The sequence below is a fragment of the Thiomonas sp. OC7 genome, assembly GCF_900634595.1.
Taxonomy (GTDB): domain Bacteria; phylum Pseudomonadota; class Gammaproteobacteria; order Burkholderiales; family Burkholderiaceae_C; genus Thiomonas; species Thiomonas arsenitoxydans.
In genome coordinates this window covers 2,510,815-2,528,296 of sequence record NZ_LR131953.1, presented here as the reverse complement: position 1 = coordinate 2,528,296, position 17,482 = coordinate 2,510,815, and the positions used below count along the sequence as shown (strand labels likewise).

Sequence of the window (17,482 nt, the reverse complement as noted above, 5' to 3'; positions counted from 1 at the left end):
CAACCGGACGGCCGAATCGATGGCCTGCCTAGGCCGCGTATCGACGCAGCTTCTGGGCCGTCTGTTCGCGCTGCACGCGGGCACCACGCCGCTGCACTATCTGCAGCGCATTGGCCCGACTTCCGCCGCTGCGGCGTCGGCCGGGTTCACCTCCGACGTGCAGTTACGGCATGCCTGGGCCCGGCTTGGCACCACGGGCGCGAGTCCTTCGCGTCTGCGCAGCTTGGCAGAAAAAGTTCACACAGCAGACTGGCGTGGATCCGTTTACGCGTCGCGTAGTTGAAGTGCCCGTGTTGACGATGGGAATGGGCAGCATGACCCGCCCAGACGGCGGGGCAAAAAAAGGGGGAACCATGAAAACCCATGGCTCAACCAGTTGCCTCCGGCGGCACCTGCGCACCGCTAAAAAAGAGAGACAATGGCCAAATAGTCAAGCAAACCCGCTTGGCCTCAGACCAGCTCGTTCTGACTCAAACCAACGGGCCTCCGCGAAACTGAACTGACCCCCAGAAGTTGGACGGTGACGATCCCGCCGGTTAGGCGGTGCTTCTCAGCCGATATTGGACCGGGCTGAGTCCCTGCAACCCGAGCTTGATGCGTTTGTGGTTGTAGTAGTTGACGTAATCATGCACGCCCGCTTCGAGCGCATCTAGGCTGTTGGGCGCTGCAAGACGGAAATACTCGGCCTTCAGGGTGCCAAAGAAGCTTTCCATCGCAGCATTGTCAAAGCAGTTGCCCTTGCGGCTCATGCTTTGCGTGACGCCGTGAGCCGTGAGCATCGTTCGATAGGGCTGCATCTTGTAGTGCCAACCTTGGTCCGAGTGCACGATCAGCTCGGCGCCGCTATCAGTCCGTGAGAGAGCCGACCCGAGCGTGCTGGACACCAGCTCGAAGACGGGACGCTTTGCCATGCGGTGCGCGATGATCTCGCCGTTGTAGAGATCCATGCAGGCCGACAGATAGAGCTTATGGCCGTGCACATTGAACTCGGTAATGTCGGTCACCCACTTCTGGTTCGGCGCGGTCGCGCGGAAGTCGCGCTGCAGAACATTCGGCACGTGCGCATCGCTCACGCCTGGGACATGTCGGGAGCGCTTCTTCGCCCGGATCAGCGCGCGCAGCCCCATCTTTTGCATCAAGCGCTGCACGCACTTGTGGTTGACGGGTTCCGCCATTGAACTGCACAGAACTGCAGTGATACGCCGGTACCCGTAGCGGCCTTTGTGCTCGTCATAAATGGTGCGGATTCTGATCTCCATGGCGCTGTGCCGGTCGGAACGCTGAGCCGCTTGGCACTGGTAGTAGAACGTGCTGCGTGCCAGACCCGCCGCGTTGAGTAGGTCCGTCAATTTATGGTGATGCCTCAACCCGGCAATCAGGCGCGCTTTGTCGGCGCAGCTGATCTCTTCGACCGAATCAAGGCTTGCAATTTTTTTAGGTACGCGACCTCCGCGCGCAGTCGCTCGTTCTCCTCACGCAGGGCCTGAGCCGAATCAGTGACGACCATGTTCGACGGCGCTGGGCTGCGTCGTTCTGGCTTCATGTTGGGACGCCCTTGTTTCTTGCACACGAGAGCGTCCACACCGCCTTGATCGAGATTTCGTCGCCAGACGACAACTTGGTTGGGGTTGCGGATGTCATAGATCGCCGCGACCTGGCGGCTCGAAAGCTGTTCGCGGTCCTGATGAGACAGCACTTGCAGTTTGAATTGCACACTGTACGCGCTGCGTTTGGGGCGTAACCCATCGATGCCATGCAGCCGATAGTGACTCACCCAGGTGCGAATCTTCTCCTCGGGTACGGACCATTGCCGCGCAAGCAGCTTCGCCCCGCCTTCGCCAGCCAAAAAACTCTTGACGACCTTGAGCTTGAACTCTGTTTGGTACTTCTTCATGAAACCCCTTGAAGTTTGTCCAACTTCTGGGGGTCAGTTCAAACCCGGGGCGGTTCAGTTCATTTACTCGGACATGAAAAAACGCCGCTTCGTTATGCTTTTGCACGCTGGTTCTGGCGAACATTAGAATTGATCATGACACACTATACTGCAGAAGTACTTTGGCTAAGGCAAGGGCAGGACTTTCTTGACAATCGCTACAGCAGAAAGCATGTGCTTCGTTTTGACGGTGGCTTGGAAGTACCGGGCTCCTCATCTCCACACGTTGTTTCCCCTCCGATGTCTGACACATCGGCAGTGGACCCCAAAGAGGCATTTATTGCCTCACTCTCGAGCTGTCATATGCTGTGGTTTCTGTCCATCGCAGCTAAACAAAAGTTTCGGATTGATAGATACTTTGATGCAGCGCTTGGCGTGATGGAGAAAAACGCGGAAGAGAAAATGGCCATGACCGTGGTCACGCTTCGACCAAAAGTCCACTTTTCGGGAGAGCGTTTACCAACGCAGGAGCAAATCAGTCAAATGCACCATGAAGCTCACGAACAGTGCTTTATAGCTAATTCCGTGAAAACCGAGGTGCGATGTGAGCCAGTTCTCTAACCCTCGCAACAGGAGCCTGGGCAAAAAAAACGCGCAGCCCTTTAGCCCCACTCGTTATGCGTATTGAGCTCTTAGCCGACCATCGGTACCTAATTACAAAAATTGCCGCGTTTTTGCATGACGAGTGGGGTGCCTTTCCACCGTGGGCCTCATTTGTCATTTTCAGAAGACGAATGCACCAGTTAATTAGGTGTGGCGGCTGTTGTGCGGCCAGCTCCTGACAGTCCAATATCAGAAGTGATCTGCACCAATCTCGACTATGCTCAATACTCGTGTGCACCAAAGCGAGGTGAGCATGGCGACCGACACCCCACGGATTCCCGAGCAAGGCGTGGCCACTCTGCCTGATGAGGCTTGGGAGCGTGCGCGCCGTCGTGCGGAGATCATCGGCCCGTTGGCGCAGTCGGAGACGGTCGGGCACGAAGCGGCCGATACGGCGGCTCAGGCGCTGGGCTTATCTCGGCGGCAGGTGTACGTTCTGATCCGGCGTGCCCGGCAAGGCAGCGGCCTCGTGACGGATCTGGTGCCCGGCCAGTCCGGTGGCGGGAAAGGCAAGGGGCGCTTGCCGGAACCGGTCGAGCGCATCATCCGCGAGCTACTGCAAAGGCGGTTCCTGACCAAGCAGAAGCGCAGCCTGGCGGCCTTTCACCGCGAAGTCACTCAGGTGTGCAAGGCTCAAAAACTGCGAGTGCCGGCGCGCAATACCGTGGCCTTACGGATCGCTAGCCTTGACCCGCGCAAGGTCATTCGCCGGCGGGAAGGCCAGGATGCCGCTCGTGACCTACAAGGTGTTGGCGGCGAGCCTCCTGCCGTGACCGCGCCGCTGGAGCAGGTACAGATCGACCATACGGTCATCGACCTGATCGTGGTCGATGAGCGCGACCGGCAACCGATTGGCCGCCCGTACCTGACCCTCGCCATCGACGTGTTCACCCGCTGCGTGCTCGGCATGGTCGTCACGCTGGAAGCACCGTCTGCCGTTTCGGTTGGCCTGTGCCTCGTGCATGTCGCCTGCGACAAGCGTCCTTGGCTGGAAGGGCTGAAGGTGGAAATGGATTGGCCGATGAGCGGCAAGCCCTTGCTGCTCTACCTGGACAACGCGGCCGAGTTCAAGAGCGAGGCCCTGCGCCGGGGTTGCGAGCAGCATGGCATCCGGCTGGACTATCGTCCGCTGGGACAGCCGCACTATGGCGGCATCGTGGAACGGATCATCGGCACGGCGATGCAGATGATCCACGACGATCTACCGGGAACAACCTTCTCCAACCCGGACCAGCGCGGCGACTACGATTCCGAAAACAAGGCTGCCCTGACGCTGCGCGAGCTGGAGCGCTGGCTCACATTGGCGGTAGGCACCTACCACGGTTCGGTGCACAACGGCCTGCTTCAACCACCGGCGGCGCGGTGGGCCGAGGCCGTGGCGCGTGTCGGCGTGCCGGCCGTCGTCACCCGCGCCACGGCGTTCCTGGTTGATTTCCTGCCCATCCTCCGTCGTACGCTGACCCGCACCGGCTTCGTCATCGACCACATCCACTACTACGCCGATGCGCTCAAGCCGTGGATAGCTCGGCGCGACCGCCTGCCTGCGTTCCTGATCCGGCGCGACCCGCGCGACATCAGCCGTATCTGGGTGTTGGAACCGGAAGGGCAGCACTACCTGGAAATCCCCTACCGCACCTTGTCGCACCCGGCGGTCACGCTGTGGGAACAACGACAAGCTCTGGCGAAATTGCGTCAGCAAGGGCGCGAGCAAGTGGATGAATCGGCGCTGTTCCGCATGATCGGCCAGATGCGCGAGATCGTGACTGCCGCGCAGAAGGCCACGCGCAAGGCGCGGCGCGACACGGATCGACGCCAGCATCTCAAGGCGTCGGTTCCGCCGAACAAGCCGACGCCGCCGGAAACTGATGTTTCCGACCCGCAGGCAGACAAGCAGCCTCCGGCAAAACCTTTCGACCAGATTGAGGAGTGGTAGCCGTGGACGAATATCCCATCATCGACCTGTCGCACCTCTTACAGGCGGCGCAGGGATTGGCCCGGCTGCCGGCGGACGAGCGCATCCAACGCCTTCGCGCCGACCGCTGGATCGGCTATCCCCGTGCGGTCGAGGCTCTGAACCGGCTGGAAACCTTGTATGCGTGGCCGAACAAACAACGCATGCCCAACCTGCTGCTGGTTGGCCCGACCAACAACGGCAAGTCGATGATCGTCGAGAAATTCCGGCGCACGCATCCGGCCAGTGCCGACGCCGACCAGGAGCACATCCCGGTGCTGGTCGTGCAGATGCCATCCGAGCCGTCGGTGATCCGCTTCTACGTCGCGCTGCTCGCTGCGATGGGCGCGCCCTTGCGCCCACGCCCACGGTTGCCGGAAATGGAGCAATTGGCATTGGCCTTGTTACGTAAGGTCGGTGTGCGTATGTTGGTGATCGACGAACTACACAACGTCTTGGCCGGTAACAGCGTCAACCGCCGGGAATTCCTCAATCTACTGCGCTTCCTCGGCAACGAGCTACGCATCCCCCTGGTCGGAGTCGGCACGCGCGACGCCTACCTGGCCATCCGCTCGGATGACCAATTGGAAAATCGGTTCGAGCCGATGATGCTGCCGGTGTGGGAGGCCAACGATGATTGCTGCTCGCTGCTGGCCAGCTTCACGGCTTCGCTCCCGCTGCGCCGCCCCTCGTCGATTGCCACGCTAGACATGGCTCGCTACCTGCTCACACGCTGCGAGGGCACCATCGGCGAACTGGCGCACCTGTTGATGGCGGCGGCTGTCGCTGCCGTGGAAAGCGGTGAGGAAGCAATCAACCACCGCACGCTCAGCATGGCCGACTACACCGGCCCAAGCGAGCGGCGACGACAGTTCGAGCGGGAACTGATGTGAAGCCAGCGCCGCGCTGGCCGCTGCATCCGGCTCCCAGAGAAGGCGAAGCCTTGTCTTCGTGGCTCAACCGCGTGGCCCTTTGCTATCACATGGAAGTGTCCGAGCTGCTGGAGCACGATCTTGGTCACGGCCAGGCTGATGACATGGATACCGCGCCACCACAGTCGCTGCTGACAATGCTCTCCCGGCGGAGCGGCATCGAGCTGGATCGGCTGCGTTGCATGAGTTTCGCCGGCTGGGTGCCTTGGTTACTGGACAGCCTTGATGATCAGATTCCTGACGCTTTAGAAACCTATACGTTCCAGCTCTCGGTGTTGCTGCCGAAACTCCGCCGTAGGACGCGATCTATCACGAGCTGGCGCGCCTGGCTGCCCAGCCAGCCATTACATCGCGCCTGTCCACTCTGCCTGAACAATCCGGCAAACCAAGCCGTATTGCTTGCGTGGAAGCTGCCCCTGATGCTGAGCTGCCCGCTGCATGGGTGCTGGCTGGAATCGTATTGGGGCGTGCCTGGGCGGTTTCTCGGCTGGGAAAACGCCGACGCCGACCCACGCACGGCCAGCGACGCGATTGCGACGATGGACCGGCGTACCTGGCAGGCACTGACGACCGGCCATGTTGAGCTGCCGCGCCGACGCATCCACGCCGGATTGTGGTTTCGGCTGCTACGCACGCTGCTTGATGAGCTGAACACCCCGCTTTCGGCGTGCGGAACCTACGCGGGGTATCTCCGCCTGATCTGGGAACGCTGTGGGTATCCGCTGCGTGCTGGGCAAAGTCTGTGGCGACCGTATGAAACCCTGAACCTAGCAGTAGGGTTGCAGATGCTGGAGGCTGCGGCAACGGCAATCAGCTTGATCGAGGTGAGGGATATAAGCCCGCCTGGCGAGCATGCAAAGCTATTCTGGTCCGAGCCCCAAACCGAGTTCACCAGTGGCCTGCCGGCGAAAGCGCCGAAGCCCGAACCCGTCAATCACTGGCAACGTGCAGTCCAGGCCATCGATGAAGCCATCATTGAAGCGCGGCACAACCCCGAGACGGCACGCTCGCTGTTCGCGTTGGCTTCCTATGGTCGGCGCGACCCAGCTTCCCTGGAACGGTTGCGAGCCACCTTCGTGAAGGAAGGCATCCCGCCGGAATTTCTGTCACATTACGAGCCTGATGGACCCTTTGCATGTCTTAGACAGAATGACGGGTTAAGTGACAACTTTTGACGGCCTGAGCTTTCCGGCGCACACTGTCACATAATCGAACGTATATGTGACAGGTATGACATGCTGATCGGCTACATGCGGGTATCGAAGGCGGATGGCTCCCAGGCCACTGACTTGCAGCGCGACGCGCTGATCGCTGCCGCCATCGATCCGGCGCATCTTTACGAAGACCAGGCATCCGGCAAGCGCGAGGATCGTCCCGGCTTGGCGAGCTGTTTGAAGGCGTTGCGTTCAGGGGATACCTTGGTCGTATGGAAGCTCGACCGGCTCGGGCGCGACCTGCGCCATCTGATCAATACCGTGCACGATCTGACCGGGCGCGGCGTTGGCCTCAAGGTTCTGACCGGCCACGGAGCCGCCATCGACACGACGACCGCTGCTGGCAAGCTGGTTTTCGGCATCTTCGCCGCACTGGCCGAATTCGAGCGCGAGCTGATCGCAGAGCGCACAGTAGCGGGCTTGGCCTCGGCGCGGGCGCGCGGCAGGAAAGGCGGTCGGCCTTTCAAAATGACGGCCGCCAAGCTGCGCCTGGCGATGGCGGCAATGGGGCAGACTGAAACCAATGTCGGCGACCTGTGCCAAGAGCTCGGTATCACGCGACAGACCTTGTACCGGCATATTTCTCCCAAAGGGGAATTGCGCGCGGATGGAATACGACTGCTGTCCAAGGTGTAAAAGAAAAACTGGCCTCTACATGGTCAGCACGGATTCGAGGATGAAGGCGCTCATCGCGGCATCAATTCACCTATTCACGCCGTCAAATCAGCTTTTTTGTACTGCCATTTGACGCGATGACCGCAAATTGATTGTAAAGGCCACCACAACGATGAATAACACAGCGAATTGCGCTGAGAGTGTTTGCCACGACGGATAGATGCCCAGCAGATCAATGCGTGGGATCGATATTGGGCTGGTATGCAATAACCCTGCTTCTTGCAGACCTGCGATGCCCTTGCCTGCCAAGACCACGGCAAGTATGGCCACCAGCAGTGAGCTGGCAGCGAAGAACTGGCCAATCGGCAGGCGCGCACTGGTGCGCAGCAGTATGACTGCCAGCAGGGCCAGGATTCCCATGCCAGTGCCCAAGCCCGCCAGCAGGGGCCAGCCATTTCCTTCTGTCCAGAGCGCTGCGTAGAACAGCACCGTCTCGAACACCTCACGGTAGACGGCGACGAAGGCCAGCGAAAACAAGAACCATGCCGTGCGCTTGTTCAGCGCCGACGACAGCTTTTCCTTGAGGTAGACCTGCCAACGACCGGCAACGCTCTTCTGGTGCATCCACATGCCCACACCCAGCAAGACCACGGCGGCAAAGAGTGACGAAAAGCCTTCCGTTAGCTCCCGGCTTGCCCCACTGACGCCGACCAAGTAAGTTGCCACTGCCCATGTAATGCCGCCTGCGGCCAGCGCGGATGCCCAGCCTGCATGCACGTAGATCAATACGTCTTTCCGTTCGGCTTTCTTGAGAAACGCCAGCATGGCAACGACCACCAGCAGGGCTTCCAATCCTTCACGTAGCAAGATGGTTAACGCACCGATGAAGGCCGCCACGGCATCGTCGTCGGAGGGAGCAAGCACCTTGTCCGCTTCATCCAGCAAGCCGCGCAAATGCAGCTCCGCTGTCTGCACATCGGCAGGCGAACCATTGGCTATCAATGCCCGGTAGGACACCATCGCGGCTTCGATCTTCTCGAACAGCGGCCGATTGCGAGTGGCCAACGCCGGTTCGACCGGCTCGAAGCCATCGAGGTAAGCAGACAAGGCTAGCTTGGTCGCACCTGCACGGTCGTCAGCCAGCAATGCCGTCACGCTCTCACTGAGTTTGGCTTTGGCAATCGCGGTGCCCTTCGGACTGCTGATATTCAGCGCGCTCGGATTGGCGCGCAAATAGGCCGTCAGGGCTCTGGCGGAAGGCTCATCCAGCCTGTCCGCCAAGACATGCTCAGATGTTTGCGTCAGCACATCCAGACTGACGAGCGTCTGGCGAACCTGCGCGTTGGCTTGCCAGAGCTTGGCTCCTTCGTCCTTGTCGCTTTGCGTATAAGGTAGCGTGCCAACAAAGAACGCCAATGCCCATCGGTCTTCATCCGACAACGCGCCAAAGCCCTGCATAGCGGTGCCCTGGACACCGTTGCTGATAATTTGGTGTAGCGCGAATAAGCTGCGCTCGCGCGCCCGCATGTGATCGGCCAGCGCGGTCGGCTTGGGGTTGAGGGATGCCGCTAGGGGGCCATCACCGCGCCCTTGCTGACCGTGACAGGCCGCACACTGGGCCTGAAACAACTGCCCTCCCTTCGCTAAGACCGGCATGGCAGTCGGTGCGACTGGAAACGGGTACGCCTTTTGCACCGCACTGGACAGCGCGTGCGCCAGTTTTGCTACGCTGGCCGGATCGGCTTTGGCAGCTACCGCAGCACGCAAAGCGGTCGCTTGTTGCAACAAGCGACCCTTGTCGGTCTGGTCAGGTAATTCTCCCAGTTGACGTTCGGCTGTCGCTGAAAATTCCTGCATTTCAGCGTACTCCGACGATTTCAGGACCACACCGTTGGCTACCGCGCCGCCGTAATCGACGGCGACGTAGTCCAGAAGTTGCCAAATCTGTTTGGCTTTGAGTTCGGTGGTGTTGGCTGCGTAGCTTGGCCCGCCGATTAACGAGCAAATCGCCAACAGCAAAGCCATCAGCCAGCGATAGGGTAATCGGCAGGGCATGGGAATTCTCTGGTTAAATCATTGAGAATGATTATAATTCGCAATTGATCCTGTGTCCATCCTCTTTTCCCGGGTCTGCATCTGCATGATGAGCAAAGCAGCGCCCGACGTGATCGCCACGTCAGCGAGGTTGAAGGCGGGCCAGTGCGCGAGCCGCCAATGGAAGTCGAGGAAATCAACCACCTGTCCACGCAACATGCGATCCGCCACATTGCCGAGCGCACCACCAAGGATCAGGCTGTAGCCCATCGCTTCGAGACGTGGCCGTTGCTGGCACAGCATGCGACCCAGCCAAGCAGAAACAACCAGACCCAACGTGATGAAAAAGTAACGTTGCCAGCCGCCAGCGTTCGCCAAAAAGCTGAACGCCGCACCCGGATTCAGGACGTGAACGAGGTTGAAAAACGGAGTGATTTCGACTTGCTCACCGTAGGCAAACGTGCGAATGATGGCGAACTTGGTAAGCTGATCTGTCATGACAATAGTGGCGGCCACGGTGAACCAGATCCAGGCCGACGTGCGACGAGCCGATTGCCATACAGAGGCGGCCAGCGGAAGCAGCCACCGGGCGAGTGCCGTGCAGCTCCATCCCAGCGCCCACCCCGCCAACACATCCGCCGGGAAGTGCATTCCCGCAGCGATGCGCGACCAGCCGACCAACGTGGCATATAGCACCAAGCCGACGCGACCATGGCGGCCCATCAACGGCCAGAGTGCACCGACCACCAGCGCGGCATAGGTGGCATGCCCGCTGGGCAGGCTGTAGTGAAGCTCTTTGTCCCCGATGACGCGCACCAGCTCGCCAAGGACGGCAGGCGGGCGTGGAAAGTCGAACCATAGCTTCAAGACGGTGGCGACCAATAACGCCAGCAAGAAGGCCGCGCTAAAACCAATAAGGCGATGCCGAACGGCCGTGCCACGCGCCGCGTTAGTAGCCGATTTCGACCACCACCACAGACCCAACAGCATCAGCGGCGCTGTCCAGTAACTTCCCACGAGGCTAAAGAACCATGCCAGTGGTTCCAGCGTGGCGGGCGTGCCTGTGTTAATGACTTGAAACAACGCGATGTTCAGGCCACCCCAGTCATAGAGAAAGAGTTTCCAGCTCATCGACGCAACAGCCTCAAGCCGTTGCCGACAACAAGCAAGCTGGCACCCATATCGGCGAACACAGCCATCCACATGGTCGCGTGACCCGTGAAAGTGAGCACCAGAAATACCGCCTTGATGCCAAGGGCCAGCACAATGTTTTGCATCAGCACCTGTGCTGTCGCACGCGACAGACGCACGAAGGTCGGAATCTTGCGCAGGTCATCGTCCATCAGGGCCACGTCGGCGGTTTCAATGGCGGTATCTGTGCCTGCCGCTCCCATTGCAAAGCCAATGTCCGCACGCGCCAAGGCCGGTGCGTCGTTGATGCCATCACCGACCATGCCAACCTTGCCATTTCTGGACAATTGCTCCACTTCGCGCAGTTTGTCGTCAGGCAGTTGGTTGCCTTGCGCACGGTCAATGCCAGCTTGTGCGGCAATGGCCTGGGCCGTGTGGGGGTTATCGCCGGTCAGCATCACGGTGTTGATGCCCAGAGCATGCAGCTCGGCGATGGCTCTCCTGCTGCTGTCCTTGATGGTGTCCGCAACGGCGAATAAGGCATGTACCCCTTTTGCGCCTACCAACATCACGACGGTCTTGCCTACGGTTTCCAGCGCCGCGATGCGCTGCTCCAGCTCTGGTGTGCACTGCCCCAGCTCTTCAAGCATTCGGTGGTTGCCCAGATAGTAGGTCTCCCCGTCGATTTGGCCTTGCACACCCCGACCGGGCAGCGCGCTGAACTCGGCCACGTCGAGCAAGGCAACTCCATCCCGCTGCGCAGCCTGTGCCACCGCCTTGGATACAGGATGATCGGAGCGGGCCGCCAAACTGGCAGCGATACAGCGGCTATCGGAGGCGAGTGCGTTGCCCCATGCGACAAAATCGGTTTGTGCGGGCTTGCCGTGAGTGACCGTGCCGGTCTTGTCCAGAGCCAGCCAGCGCAGCTTGCGGCCTTCTTCCAGATAGACACCGCCCTTGACAAGAATGCCGTGGCGGGCAGCGGCGGCCAAGCCGCTGACGATGCTGACCGGCGTGGAAATCACCAGGGCGCATGGGCAGGCAACCACCAGCAGAACCAGTGCACGGTAAATCCAGTCCATCCATGCCGCGCCCATGAGAAGCGGGGGTAGCAGTGCGACGGCAATGGCTAGGGCGAACACGAGAGGCGTGTACCAACGGGCGAACTGATCGACAAAACGCTGGGTCGGTGCACGGCTACCTTGTGCAGCCTCTACTGCGTGAATGATGCGGGCCAAAGTGGAGTTGCTGGCCAAGGCAGAGACGCGGTACTCGAAGGAACCAGATTCGTTGATCGTGCCCGCAAACACCGGATCGCCGGGGGACTTCTCGACCGGGAGGCTTTCGCCCGTGATCGGGGCTTGGTTGACCGTGGAGCGTCCGTCTAGCACCTCGCCATCGAGCGCGATGCGCTCACCCGGTTTGACCCGGACTCGGCTGCCAATGGCGATTTGCTTGGCACTTACCTCTCGCCAAGTGCCGTCAGGCTGCTGCACCGTGGCCTGCTCCGGGGTCAGGTCGAGCAGTCCACGGATGGCGTTACGGGCGCGATCCAATGACTTGGCCTCGATCACCTCGGCCAGCGCGAAGAGCACCATTACCATCGCAGCTTCGGGCCAGTGGCCGATGAACATAGCACCCGTGACGGCAATCGACATCAGGGCGTTCATGTTGAGGTTACGGTTCTTGAGCGCGATCCAGCCCTTCTTGTAGGTGGACAGCCCCCCCGTCAAGACCGCGACAAGCGCCAGAATGACGACTGACCAATGATTGCCGTCGTGGAACCAGTAGACCGCTTCGGCCGCCGATGCAGCGATGAGGGAAATGCCGAGCGGCCACCAGTTGGTCGGCGTTGTCACAGGGGACGCGGATGGCGACGCGGCCACGGCCTTGTCCTCGACCTGCGCCTCGAATCCGAGTGCTTGTAGTGCCACAAGCACATCCGGCAGAACCCCGTCAGCATGGCGTACCGACAACGTGCGCTGCATCAGGTTGAAATCGAGATTGGCAACCCCGGCCACGGTGCCGAGCTTGTTGCGGATCAACGCCTCTTCGGTCGGGCAATCCATCTTGGCAATGGACAGCTTGGTCGTCTGCCCGGCCGACGCCTCATCCATGCGCACAGCTTGCATGCCGATGGCCTTCAGTGCCTGCTCAACGGGAGACAGCGAAGGCAATTCGTGCCGCACGGCCAAGGTACGCTGCATCAGGTTGAACTCAAGACCAACCACACCCGCCAGCCCAGCCAGCTTGCCTCGGATCAGCGCCTCTTCCGTGGGGCAATCCATGTTCTCGATGCGGTACACCGCTTGAGCCGATCCGGTTGCCAGCGGGGCTTGTGCCGTGGGTTGGATGATTGGCCCAGTCGAGCAGCCACACCCCTTTGAAGCGCATTCGCTCATGGATAACTCCTTCAAATCGTCTATTCAGCCTCCATTAAAAACTCTATAGTCGCTATAGAGTCAAGTGAAAAATGGAGATTGAGGCATGGAAATCAGAATTGGCGACCTCGCCAAGCGCTCTGGGTGCGAGGTCGTGACCATCCGCTACTACGAAAAGGAAGGGCTGCTGCCGAAGCCAGCGCGAAGTGGTGGCAACTTTCGGTTGTACAGCGATGTGCACATCGAGCGTTTGCAGTTCATTCGTCATTGCCGTTCGCTTGACATGACGCTGAGCGAAATCAGGATACTGCTGGGCCTACGAGATAACCCTGCTCAGGACTGCGGCGACGTCAATGCACTACTGGATGTCCATATTCGTCAGACCGAAGAGCGCGTGGAAGCGCTGTTGCAATTGAAGCGGCACTTGCTCTCGCTGCGTGAAAAATGCTCGGGCGCTCGACGAATAGAGGCATGTGGCATCTTGCAAGGTTTATCAGATTGCGATCATCCGGGATGCAACGCATAGCATGAAGTGTCTCGCACGCCGACATTGGCCTGCGATTTTGGGCTCGTGAGCGGCCTGCCTAATTGGCATCGGAGAAGGTCGTGCGGCTGACTTCTGATATTCCGTGCTGTCGTCTTCTGAAAATGACATCATTGTTAGCTATTGAGGAACGATTGGCGGCAAGATCGCAAGCGCATGAAGTACCCTTCACGCTGGTAGCGCTTTCTGCCGAGAATGACTTTCTAGGGACGGCGAGCATCAAACGCTTTGAGCTTCCCGCTCACCCCGACAAGGAGCATTGGCTTGGTGAGGTGTTCATTCCGAAGGGCCTTCGTGGGCAGGGCATAGGCTCTTCCATGATCGCTGAGTGCATCAAAAGGAGTCTCGATCTCGGCGTTCAGGCACTCTATCTTTACACGCCGGACCAACAGAGACTGTACGAACGGTTTGGGTGGCAAGAAGCAGTGCAAACCGTGGTCAATGACGAGGCTGTCAGCATCATGGTAAGGCACGCAACTCATAACTTGCACGTCGAGAGGGACGCTCCGCCGACAAGCCGACACCACGCCCGTCAAGTTGAACGGTAAGAAATCAGCACTGGACCCCGCATCAACCAATACTCGGAGAACAATTGCATGTTCGTCATATTGCTGCGCTACATTAAGCCATTATCTGAGGTTGATCGTCTTATCGGGGAGCATAAAGAATTTCTGGAACGTTATTATGCTTCCGGTCACTTCCTGTTGTCCGGACGCAAGGAACCTCGTACTGGCGGGGTCATTCTTTCAAAAGCGGAAACGAGAGCAGAAATCGAAAGCATAGTGGCCAACGACCCTTTTCATCGAGAACAAATTGCTGAGTATGAAATTATTGAGTTCTTACCTTTTATGGCTGCCACGCGGCTTGCAAATCTCTAGCTGACTTAATAAGGTTCTTGTGGAACGCACCACTTCTCGCCCCCCCGATCTGCGACACCAAGTATCAATTTCCGGCTCGACACATAAAAACACATAAAGGAATAACTCATGGATCAAGTGCTTACAGGTGGATGTCTCTGTGGAGCCATTCGATATAAATGCCAAGGTGAGCCAGTTTTCTCTGGCAATTGCCACTGCAGAGACTGCCAACGAACTTCTGGAAGCGCGTTCACACCAGCTATGTTTTACCCGGAAATAGCTGTGAAAATTGAGGGAAATCCAAAGTCATATGAAACTACTGCGGATAGTGGAAACAAGATTTGGCGTTTATTTTGCCCAAGTTGCGGATCGCAATTGTTTAGCAAGCTTGAAATGCTTCCAGGCATGATCGGTTTACGGGCGGGAACACTCGATGATCCTTCAGCATTCCATCCGAAACTAGATTTCTACACATCAAGTGCGCCCACCTGGGATTTTATGAATCCACAATTGCCAAAGTTTGAAAGAGCACCGAAGCAGTAGCACGATGCCTCACAACGATTAGCCCAGCGGACGCTCGCTGGTACTTGTCACGGACGACACCTAGATGACAGAAAGCGCTTGGTCGGCCCCTAGGTTTCGATGCCGACGGCAGCCACTATGGACCCATCTCGAGCTATACAGCTGAGCTTTCTGACGCAGGGATGGAACTGACTATGTGGTTCCAGATGGAACGCTCAAGGTTACTGGGGTAACTTTGGAATCACAGCCCACCCAGATTTCATGCTGTTGACGTGGACCTCGGCTGGATTGACATACTCAGCGCAGCCGTTCGTTCACCAGTTCTTTAACCTCCCGCATGAACCCGGCATAACGCCCGCCCAGCGCCTTGCGGCTGTGCGCGCTCGCCGCGGCCACATCCCCGCCCTGCTGCTCGATGCGCTCCATGCCGCGCATCCAGTCCTGCACGGCACGGGTTCTCGCCGCGTCGGTCTGGGCCTGCTGCCATGCGGCCAGCGCCGCATCGACTGCCCGCATTTCGGGCGGGCCAGCGTCGGCCTGCGGATTCAAGGGCTTGGCGGCGGTCGGGGCCGACTTCTCCACAGTCTTTGGGGACAACTGTGGCGGGCGCTGCAAGCGCCGCTGCTCATCCTGCACCACGGCCTGCAAGTCGGCATCCATGACCTCGATGCCCAGCCGCACGGCCTGCCGTGCCGCGCGTTCCCGGAATTCGCTGCTGCCGGTGATGTCCACCTTGCCGCCATACTTCTGCGCGGCCATGCGTAGCGCGGCTTCCAGACTGTCCGCGCCCTTGTCGTGCAGGACGATACGCGGGCCGGTGTCGGTGAATCTGTCCCGCCCCTGCGCGTCGCGGTACAGCACGAGCTGGCGTTTGCGGTCGATCTGCGCCTCCAGTCCGGCCAGCGTGAGCTTGCGCAGCGGGTCGAGTTCCTCGCCCTCGATGCCGTCCTGCTGTTGGTTCTTCTTGCGCTGCTCGCGGTAACGAATGCCGCGCAACGCGGCCTGCGCCGCTTCATCGCCTTGGCTTGCTTCGCGCTCCACCCACTTGCGCCAGACTTCCTGCTTGGGCAATTTGACCGAGAGCGCCTTGCGCTCTGCCGCCTGACGCTTCTGCAAGGCTTCGCGCTGCTGCGCCGCCTTGAGCGCCCACAGGGATTGCACCACGGCGAGCGGCTGGCCCTGCTGCCGGGCTTGGGTGGTCAGGGTCTTGCGCTCCTGGCGGGTTTGCGCGGCCAGTTCCTGCCGTTCGCGCTGGTGGCGGCTGCGCAGTTCGGCGCGCTGCTGGGGCCGCTGCGCGCGCGCTGCGGCTTGTTCGGCTTCGAAGCGGGCGGCGAGGGCCGCGCGGGCATCTGCGCGCAGTTGTCGGCGCAGCGCGCGGAGGTCGGGGTCGCGGGCTGAGATTTTTTGGGGCGCGCGTTCCGGTTTGTCGGTTTGGCGGCGGCTGGTCTTGACGTACTGCGCGTAGGCCTTCGGTGTCCCTGCCTGGGTTTGCAGTGCAGGGACGAAGGGGCCGAGTCGTTTTTCCAGTTCGGCCTTGCTGGCCCAGCGCCCCAGTTGAGAGGCTTTGGCGGCCAGGATGCGGCCATTATCAAGCTGGGTGGTGACCACCAGCCCGGAGCCCTTGGCCTGAAGGGTGACGCCGTGCTGCGCCAGAGCCTGATGGGCATCGGCCCAGGTCGAGCTGGGGGCTTGCAGTGCGGCGCGCAGGTCTCGGGCGGGATGGACGGCGACCCAGGACTGGAAGGAGTCGGCGCCGAGCCGGTATTCCGCTGCGGCTGCGCCACGGGTCAGTCGCAGCGCGCCGTCTTCTTTCAGCAGCCCACGCTCCCGGCGTTCCGCCCGGCTCATGCGCACGATGGTCGGCCCCTGGTCGGTGTCCAGGGTGATGTAGGGGCCGTTGGCGCGGGCATAGCCGAATTCGAGTTCGAGTTCGCGCATGCAGCGGTCGAGGATGAAATAGTCTTTCTTGAACGGCGGCTGCACAGCGATGAGTTTTTCCGGGTGCACGCGGTTGATGACCAGGTGCACATGATCGTTGTCGGTGTCGCGGTGGGTGGCCCAGGCGGCCTGATGCTCACCAAATCCCAGCGCGTCCATGACGTGCTTGCAGGCGTGTTCGGCCTGCTGCACCGTGGGATGTTCGCCCTCCTGCCAGGTGATGGCGACGTGATAGACGGGGTTGCCCTTGAACCGGCCCTTGCGCTCGCAGTCTCGGGCTGTGCCATCACAGACGCCGGCGAGGTCTTCTGCGTAGGCGAGGCGATGTTCGTCGAGCGTCCAGTAGAGCTGATCGTCGTCGATATTGAAGTGGCCGCCGTCCAGGGTCTGTCCGGGCGGCAGTTCGTCGTGGGCGCGCATGACGTAGCGCATGACGTGGGCGAATCCCTTGCTGGGTGCGCCGGGTTTGAGGGTGATGACTTTTGCGAGCATCAGGGTGTCCTTCTCAGGATGGCGGCGGTGCGCTGGAGTTCTTCGACCAGTTGCCACCAGCGGCGGCGATCGTCTCCGGTAGCCCAACCTTTGTCTTTGGGATAGAGGTGTTTGAGCAGGCGTCCGAGCTGGTCGATGCGCTGCGCGGCGGTGTCGTCGGCGCGGCTGATCACGGGTTGAAGGGTGGCGCGCAGCCGGATGAGTTCCGACACACTCTTGCGGGCGGCCTGTGCCTGGTGGCGCAGGTCGGCGAGCTGGGCGGTGGTGAGGCGCACGCGCACGGTGTGGGGTTTGCGATCTTGTGGGTCCATGCCGTGACTCTGCGAGACGGGGAC

The 17,482-nt window shown here is 60.2% G+C and carries 16 protein-coding genes; 10 read left to right on the top strand and 6 right to left on the bottom strand.

Going from position 1 to position 17,482, the window contains the following annotated elements:
* Nucleotides 1-19: 19 nt before the first annotated feature.
* A complete protein-coding gene (locus BIO17B3_RS12150; protein WP_041608434.1) occupies nucleotides 20-283 on the top strand; it encodes a hypothetical protein in 264 nt (87 codons plus the stop codon).
* Nucleotides 284-536: 253 nt separating this feature from the next.
* On the opposite strand, the gene BIO17B3_RS12145 is transcribed toward BIO17B3_RS12150, so the two are convergent.
* A protein-coding gene (locus BIO17B3_RS12145; RefSeq protein ID WP_232054278.1) for an IS3 family transposase occupies nucleotides 537-1,894 on the bottom strand; the annotation gives its coding sequence in 2 pieces (ribosomal slippage) (nucleotides 537-1,417 and nucleotides 1,417-1,894; 1,359 coding nt in all).
* A gap of 135 nt (nucleotides 1,895-2,029) precedes the next feature.
* Between BIO17B3_RS12145 and BIO17B3_RS12140 the strand changes: the two genes are divergently transcribed.
* The 5 genes from BIO17B3_RS12140 to BIO17B3_RS12120 all read left to right on the top strand — a co-directional run bounded on the left by BIO17B3_RS12140 (nucleotide 2,030) and on the right by BIO17B3_RS12120 (nucleotide 7,269).
* A complete protein-coding gene (locus BIO17B3_RS12140) occupies nucleotides 2,030-2,494 on the top strand; it encodes an OsmC family protein (protein ID WP_156055288.1) in 465 nt (154 codons plus the stop codon).
* Between the two features lie 295 nt (nucleotides 2,495-2,789).
* Nucleotides 2,790-4,469: a DDE-type integrase/transposase/recombinase gene (locus tag BIO17B3_RS12135; protein ID WP_013124600.1), complete on the top strand. Its 1,680-nt coding sequence runs from the start codon at nucleotides 2,790-2,792 to the stop codon at nucleotides 4,467-4,469.
* Nucleotides 4,470-4,471: 2 nt separating this feature from the next.
* Nucleotides 4,472-5,380 (top strand): TniB family NTP-binding protein, encoded by a 909-nt coding sequence (locus BIO17B3_RS12130; protein ID WP_013124601.1) that lies wholly within the window; start codon nucleotides 4,472-4,474, stop codon nucleotides 5,378-5,380.
* Nucleotides 5,377-6,594: a TniQ family protein gene (locus tag BIO17B3_RS12125; RefSeq protein ID WP_041109345.1), complete on the top strand. Its 1,218-nt coding sequence runs from the start codon at nucleotides 5,377-5,379 to the stop codon at nucleotides 6,592-6,594. Before BIO17B3_RS12130 ends, BIO17B3_RS12125 begins: the two co-directional genes overlap by 4 nt.
* 60 nt (nucleotides 6,595-6,654) lie before the next feature.
* The gene (locus BIO17B3_RS12120) at nucleotides 6,655-7,269 is read left to right on the top strand and encodes a recombinase family protein (protein WP_013124603.1); all 615 of its coding nucleotides are present in this window, start codon (nucleotides 6,655-6,657) and stop codon (nucleotides 7,267-7,269) included.
* Between the two features lie 87 nt (nucleotides 7,270-7,356).
* On the opposite strand, the gene BIO17B3_RS12115 is transcribed toward BIO17B3_RS12120, so the two are convergent.
* The 3 genes from BIO17B3_RS12115 to BIO17B3_RS12105 are packed head-to-tail and all read right to left on the bottom strand — an operon-like array spanning nucleotide 7,357 to nucleotide 12,815.
* Nucleotides 7,357-9,273 carry a cytochrome c/FTR1 family iron permease gene (locus tag BIO17B3_RS12115; RefSeq protein ID WP_049774732.1) on the bottom strand — a complete coding sequence of 639 codons (1,917 nt, stop codon included), beginning with the start codon at nucleotides 9,271-9,273 and terminating at the stop codon, nucleotides 7,357-7,359.
* 48 nt (nucleotides 9,274-9,321) lie between these two features.
* Nucleotides 9,322-10,413 carry a signal peptidase II gene (gene lspA, locus BIO17B3_RS12110; RefSeq protein WP_013124605.1) on the bottom strand — a complete coding sequence of 364 codons (1,092 nt, stop codon included), beginning with the start codon at nucleotides 10,411-10,413 and terminating at the stop codon, nucleotides 9,322-9,324.
* Nucleotides 10,410-12,815 (bottom strand): heavy metal translocating P-type ATPase, encoded by a 2,406-nt coding sequence (locus BIO17B3_RS12105; protein ID WP_062791214.1) that lies wholly within the window; start codon nucleotides 12,813-12,815, stop codon nucleotides 10,410-10,412. The genes lspA and BIO17B3_RS12105 overlap by 4 nt, the downstream gene beginning before the upstream one ends.
* A gap of 85 nt (nucleotides 12,816-12,900) precedes the next feature.
* On the opposite strand from BIO17B3_RS12105, the gene cadR reads away from it, so the two are divergent.
* From cadR to BIO17B3_RS12085, 4 genes are all read left to right on the top strand, one after another.
* The gene (gene cadR / locus BIO17B3_RS12100) at nucleotides 12,901-13,320 is read left to right on the top strand and encodes a Cd(II)/Pb(II)-responsive transcriptional regulator (RefSeq protein ID WP_013124607.1); all 420 of its coding nucleotides are present in this window, start codon (nucleotides 12,901-12,903) and stop codon (nucleotides 13,318-13,320) included.
* An 80-nt stretch (nucleotides 13,321-13,400) separates the two neighbouring features.
* A complete protein-coding gene (locus BIO17B3_RS12095; RefSeq protein ID WP_156054226.1) occupies nucleotides 13,401-13,886 on the top strand; it encodes a GNAT family N-acetyltransferase in 486 nt (161 codons plus the stop codon).
* A 48-nt stretch (nucleotides 13,887-13,934) separates the two neighbouring features.
* Complete coding sequence (locus BIO17B3_RS12090) at nucleotides 13,935-14,216, top strand: YciI family protein (RefSeq protein ID WP_013123586.1); 282 nt, start codon at nucleotides 13,935-13,937, stop codon at nucleotides 14,214-14,216.
* Between the two features lie 108 nt (nucleotides 14,217-14,324).
* Entirely contained in the window at nucleotides 14,325-14,738 is a 414-nt protein-coding gene (locus BIO17B3_RS12085; protein WP_013123587.1) for a GFA family protein, read from the top strand.
* A 276-nt stretch (nucleotides 14,739-15,014) separates the two neighbouring features.
* Here the strand turns inward: BIO17B3_RS12085 and traI are convergent, their stop codons facing one another.
* Together traI and BIO17B3_RS12075 are read right to left on the bottom strand one after the other, a co-directional pair.
* On the bottom strand, nucleotides 15,015-17,147 hold the full coding sequence (gene traI, locus BIO17B3_RS12080; RefSeq protein ID WP_094159791.1) for a TraI/MobA(P) family conjugative relaxase: 2,133 nt from the start codon (nucleotides 17,145-17,147) through the stop codon (nucleotides 15,015-15,017).
* Entirely contained in the window at nucleotides 17,147-17,458 is a 312-nt protein-coding gene (locus tag BIO17B3_RS12075; RefSeq protein WP_094159790.1) for a Mobilization protein mobB, read from the bottom strand. Before BIO17B3_RS12075 ends, traI begins: the two co-directional genes overlap by 1 nt.
* Nucleotides 17,459-17,482 lie beyond the last annotated feature (24 nt).

Excerpts from the sequence above, each read along its gene's own strand:
- BIO17B3_RS12150 (WP_041608434.1), top strand. The coding sequence starts at position 20 with ATGGCCTGCCTAGGCCGCGTATCGACGCAGCTTCTGGGCCGTCTGTTC.
- BIO17B3_RS12140 (WP_156055288.1), top strand. The coding sequence starts at position 2,030 with ATGACACACTATACTGCAGAAGTACTTTGGCTAAGGCAAGGGCAGGAC.
- BIO17B3_RS12135 (WP_013124600.1), top strand. The coding sequence starts at position 2,790 with ATGGCGACCGACACCCCACGGATTCCCGAGCAAGGCGTGGCCACTCTG.
- BIO17B3_RS12120 (WP_013124603.1), top strand. The coding sequence starts at position 6,655 with ATGCTGATCGGCTACATGCGGGTATCGAAGGCGGATGGCTCCCAGGCC.
- BIO17B3_RS12115 (WP_049774732.1), bottom strand. The coding sequence starts at position 9,273 with ATGGCTTTGCTGTTGGCGATTTGCTCGTTAATCGGCGGGCCAAGCTAC.
- lspA (WP_013124605.1), bottom strand. The coding sequence starts at position 10,413 with ATGAGCTGGAAACTCTTTCTCTATGACTGGGGTGGCCTGAACATCGCG.
- BIO17B3_RS12105 (WP_062791214.1), bottom strand. The coding sequence starts at position 12,815 with ATGAGCGAATGCGCTTCAAAGGGGTGTGGCTGCTCGACTGGGCCAATC.
- cadR (WP_013124607.1), top strand. The coding sequence starts at position 12,901 with ATGGAAATCAGAATTGGCGACCTCGCCAAGCGCTCTGGGTGCGAGGTC.
- BIO17B3_RS12090 (WP_013123586.1), top strand. The coding sequence starts at position 13,935 with ATGTTCGTCATATTGCTGCGCTACATTAAGCCATTATCTGAGGTTGAT.
- BIO17B3_RS12085 (WP_013123587.1), top strand. The coding sequence starts at position 14,325 with ATGGATCAAGTGCTTACAGGTGGATGTCTCTGTGGAGCCATTCGATAT.
- traI (WP_094159791.1), bottom strand. The coding sequence starts at position 17,147 with ATGCTCGCAAAAGTCATCACCCTCAAACCCGGCGCACCCAGCAAGGGA.
- BIO17B3_RS12075 (WP_094159790.1), bottom strand. The coding sequence starts at position 17,458 with ATGGACCCACAAGATCGCAAACCCCACACCGTGCGCGTGCGCCTCACC.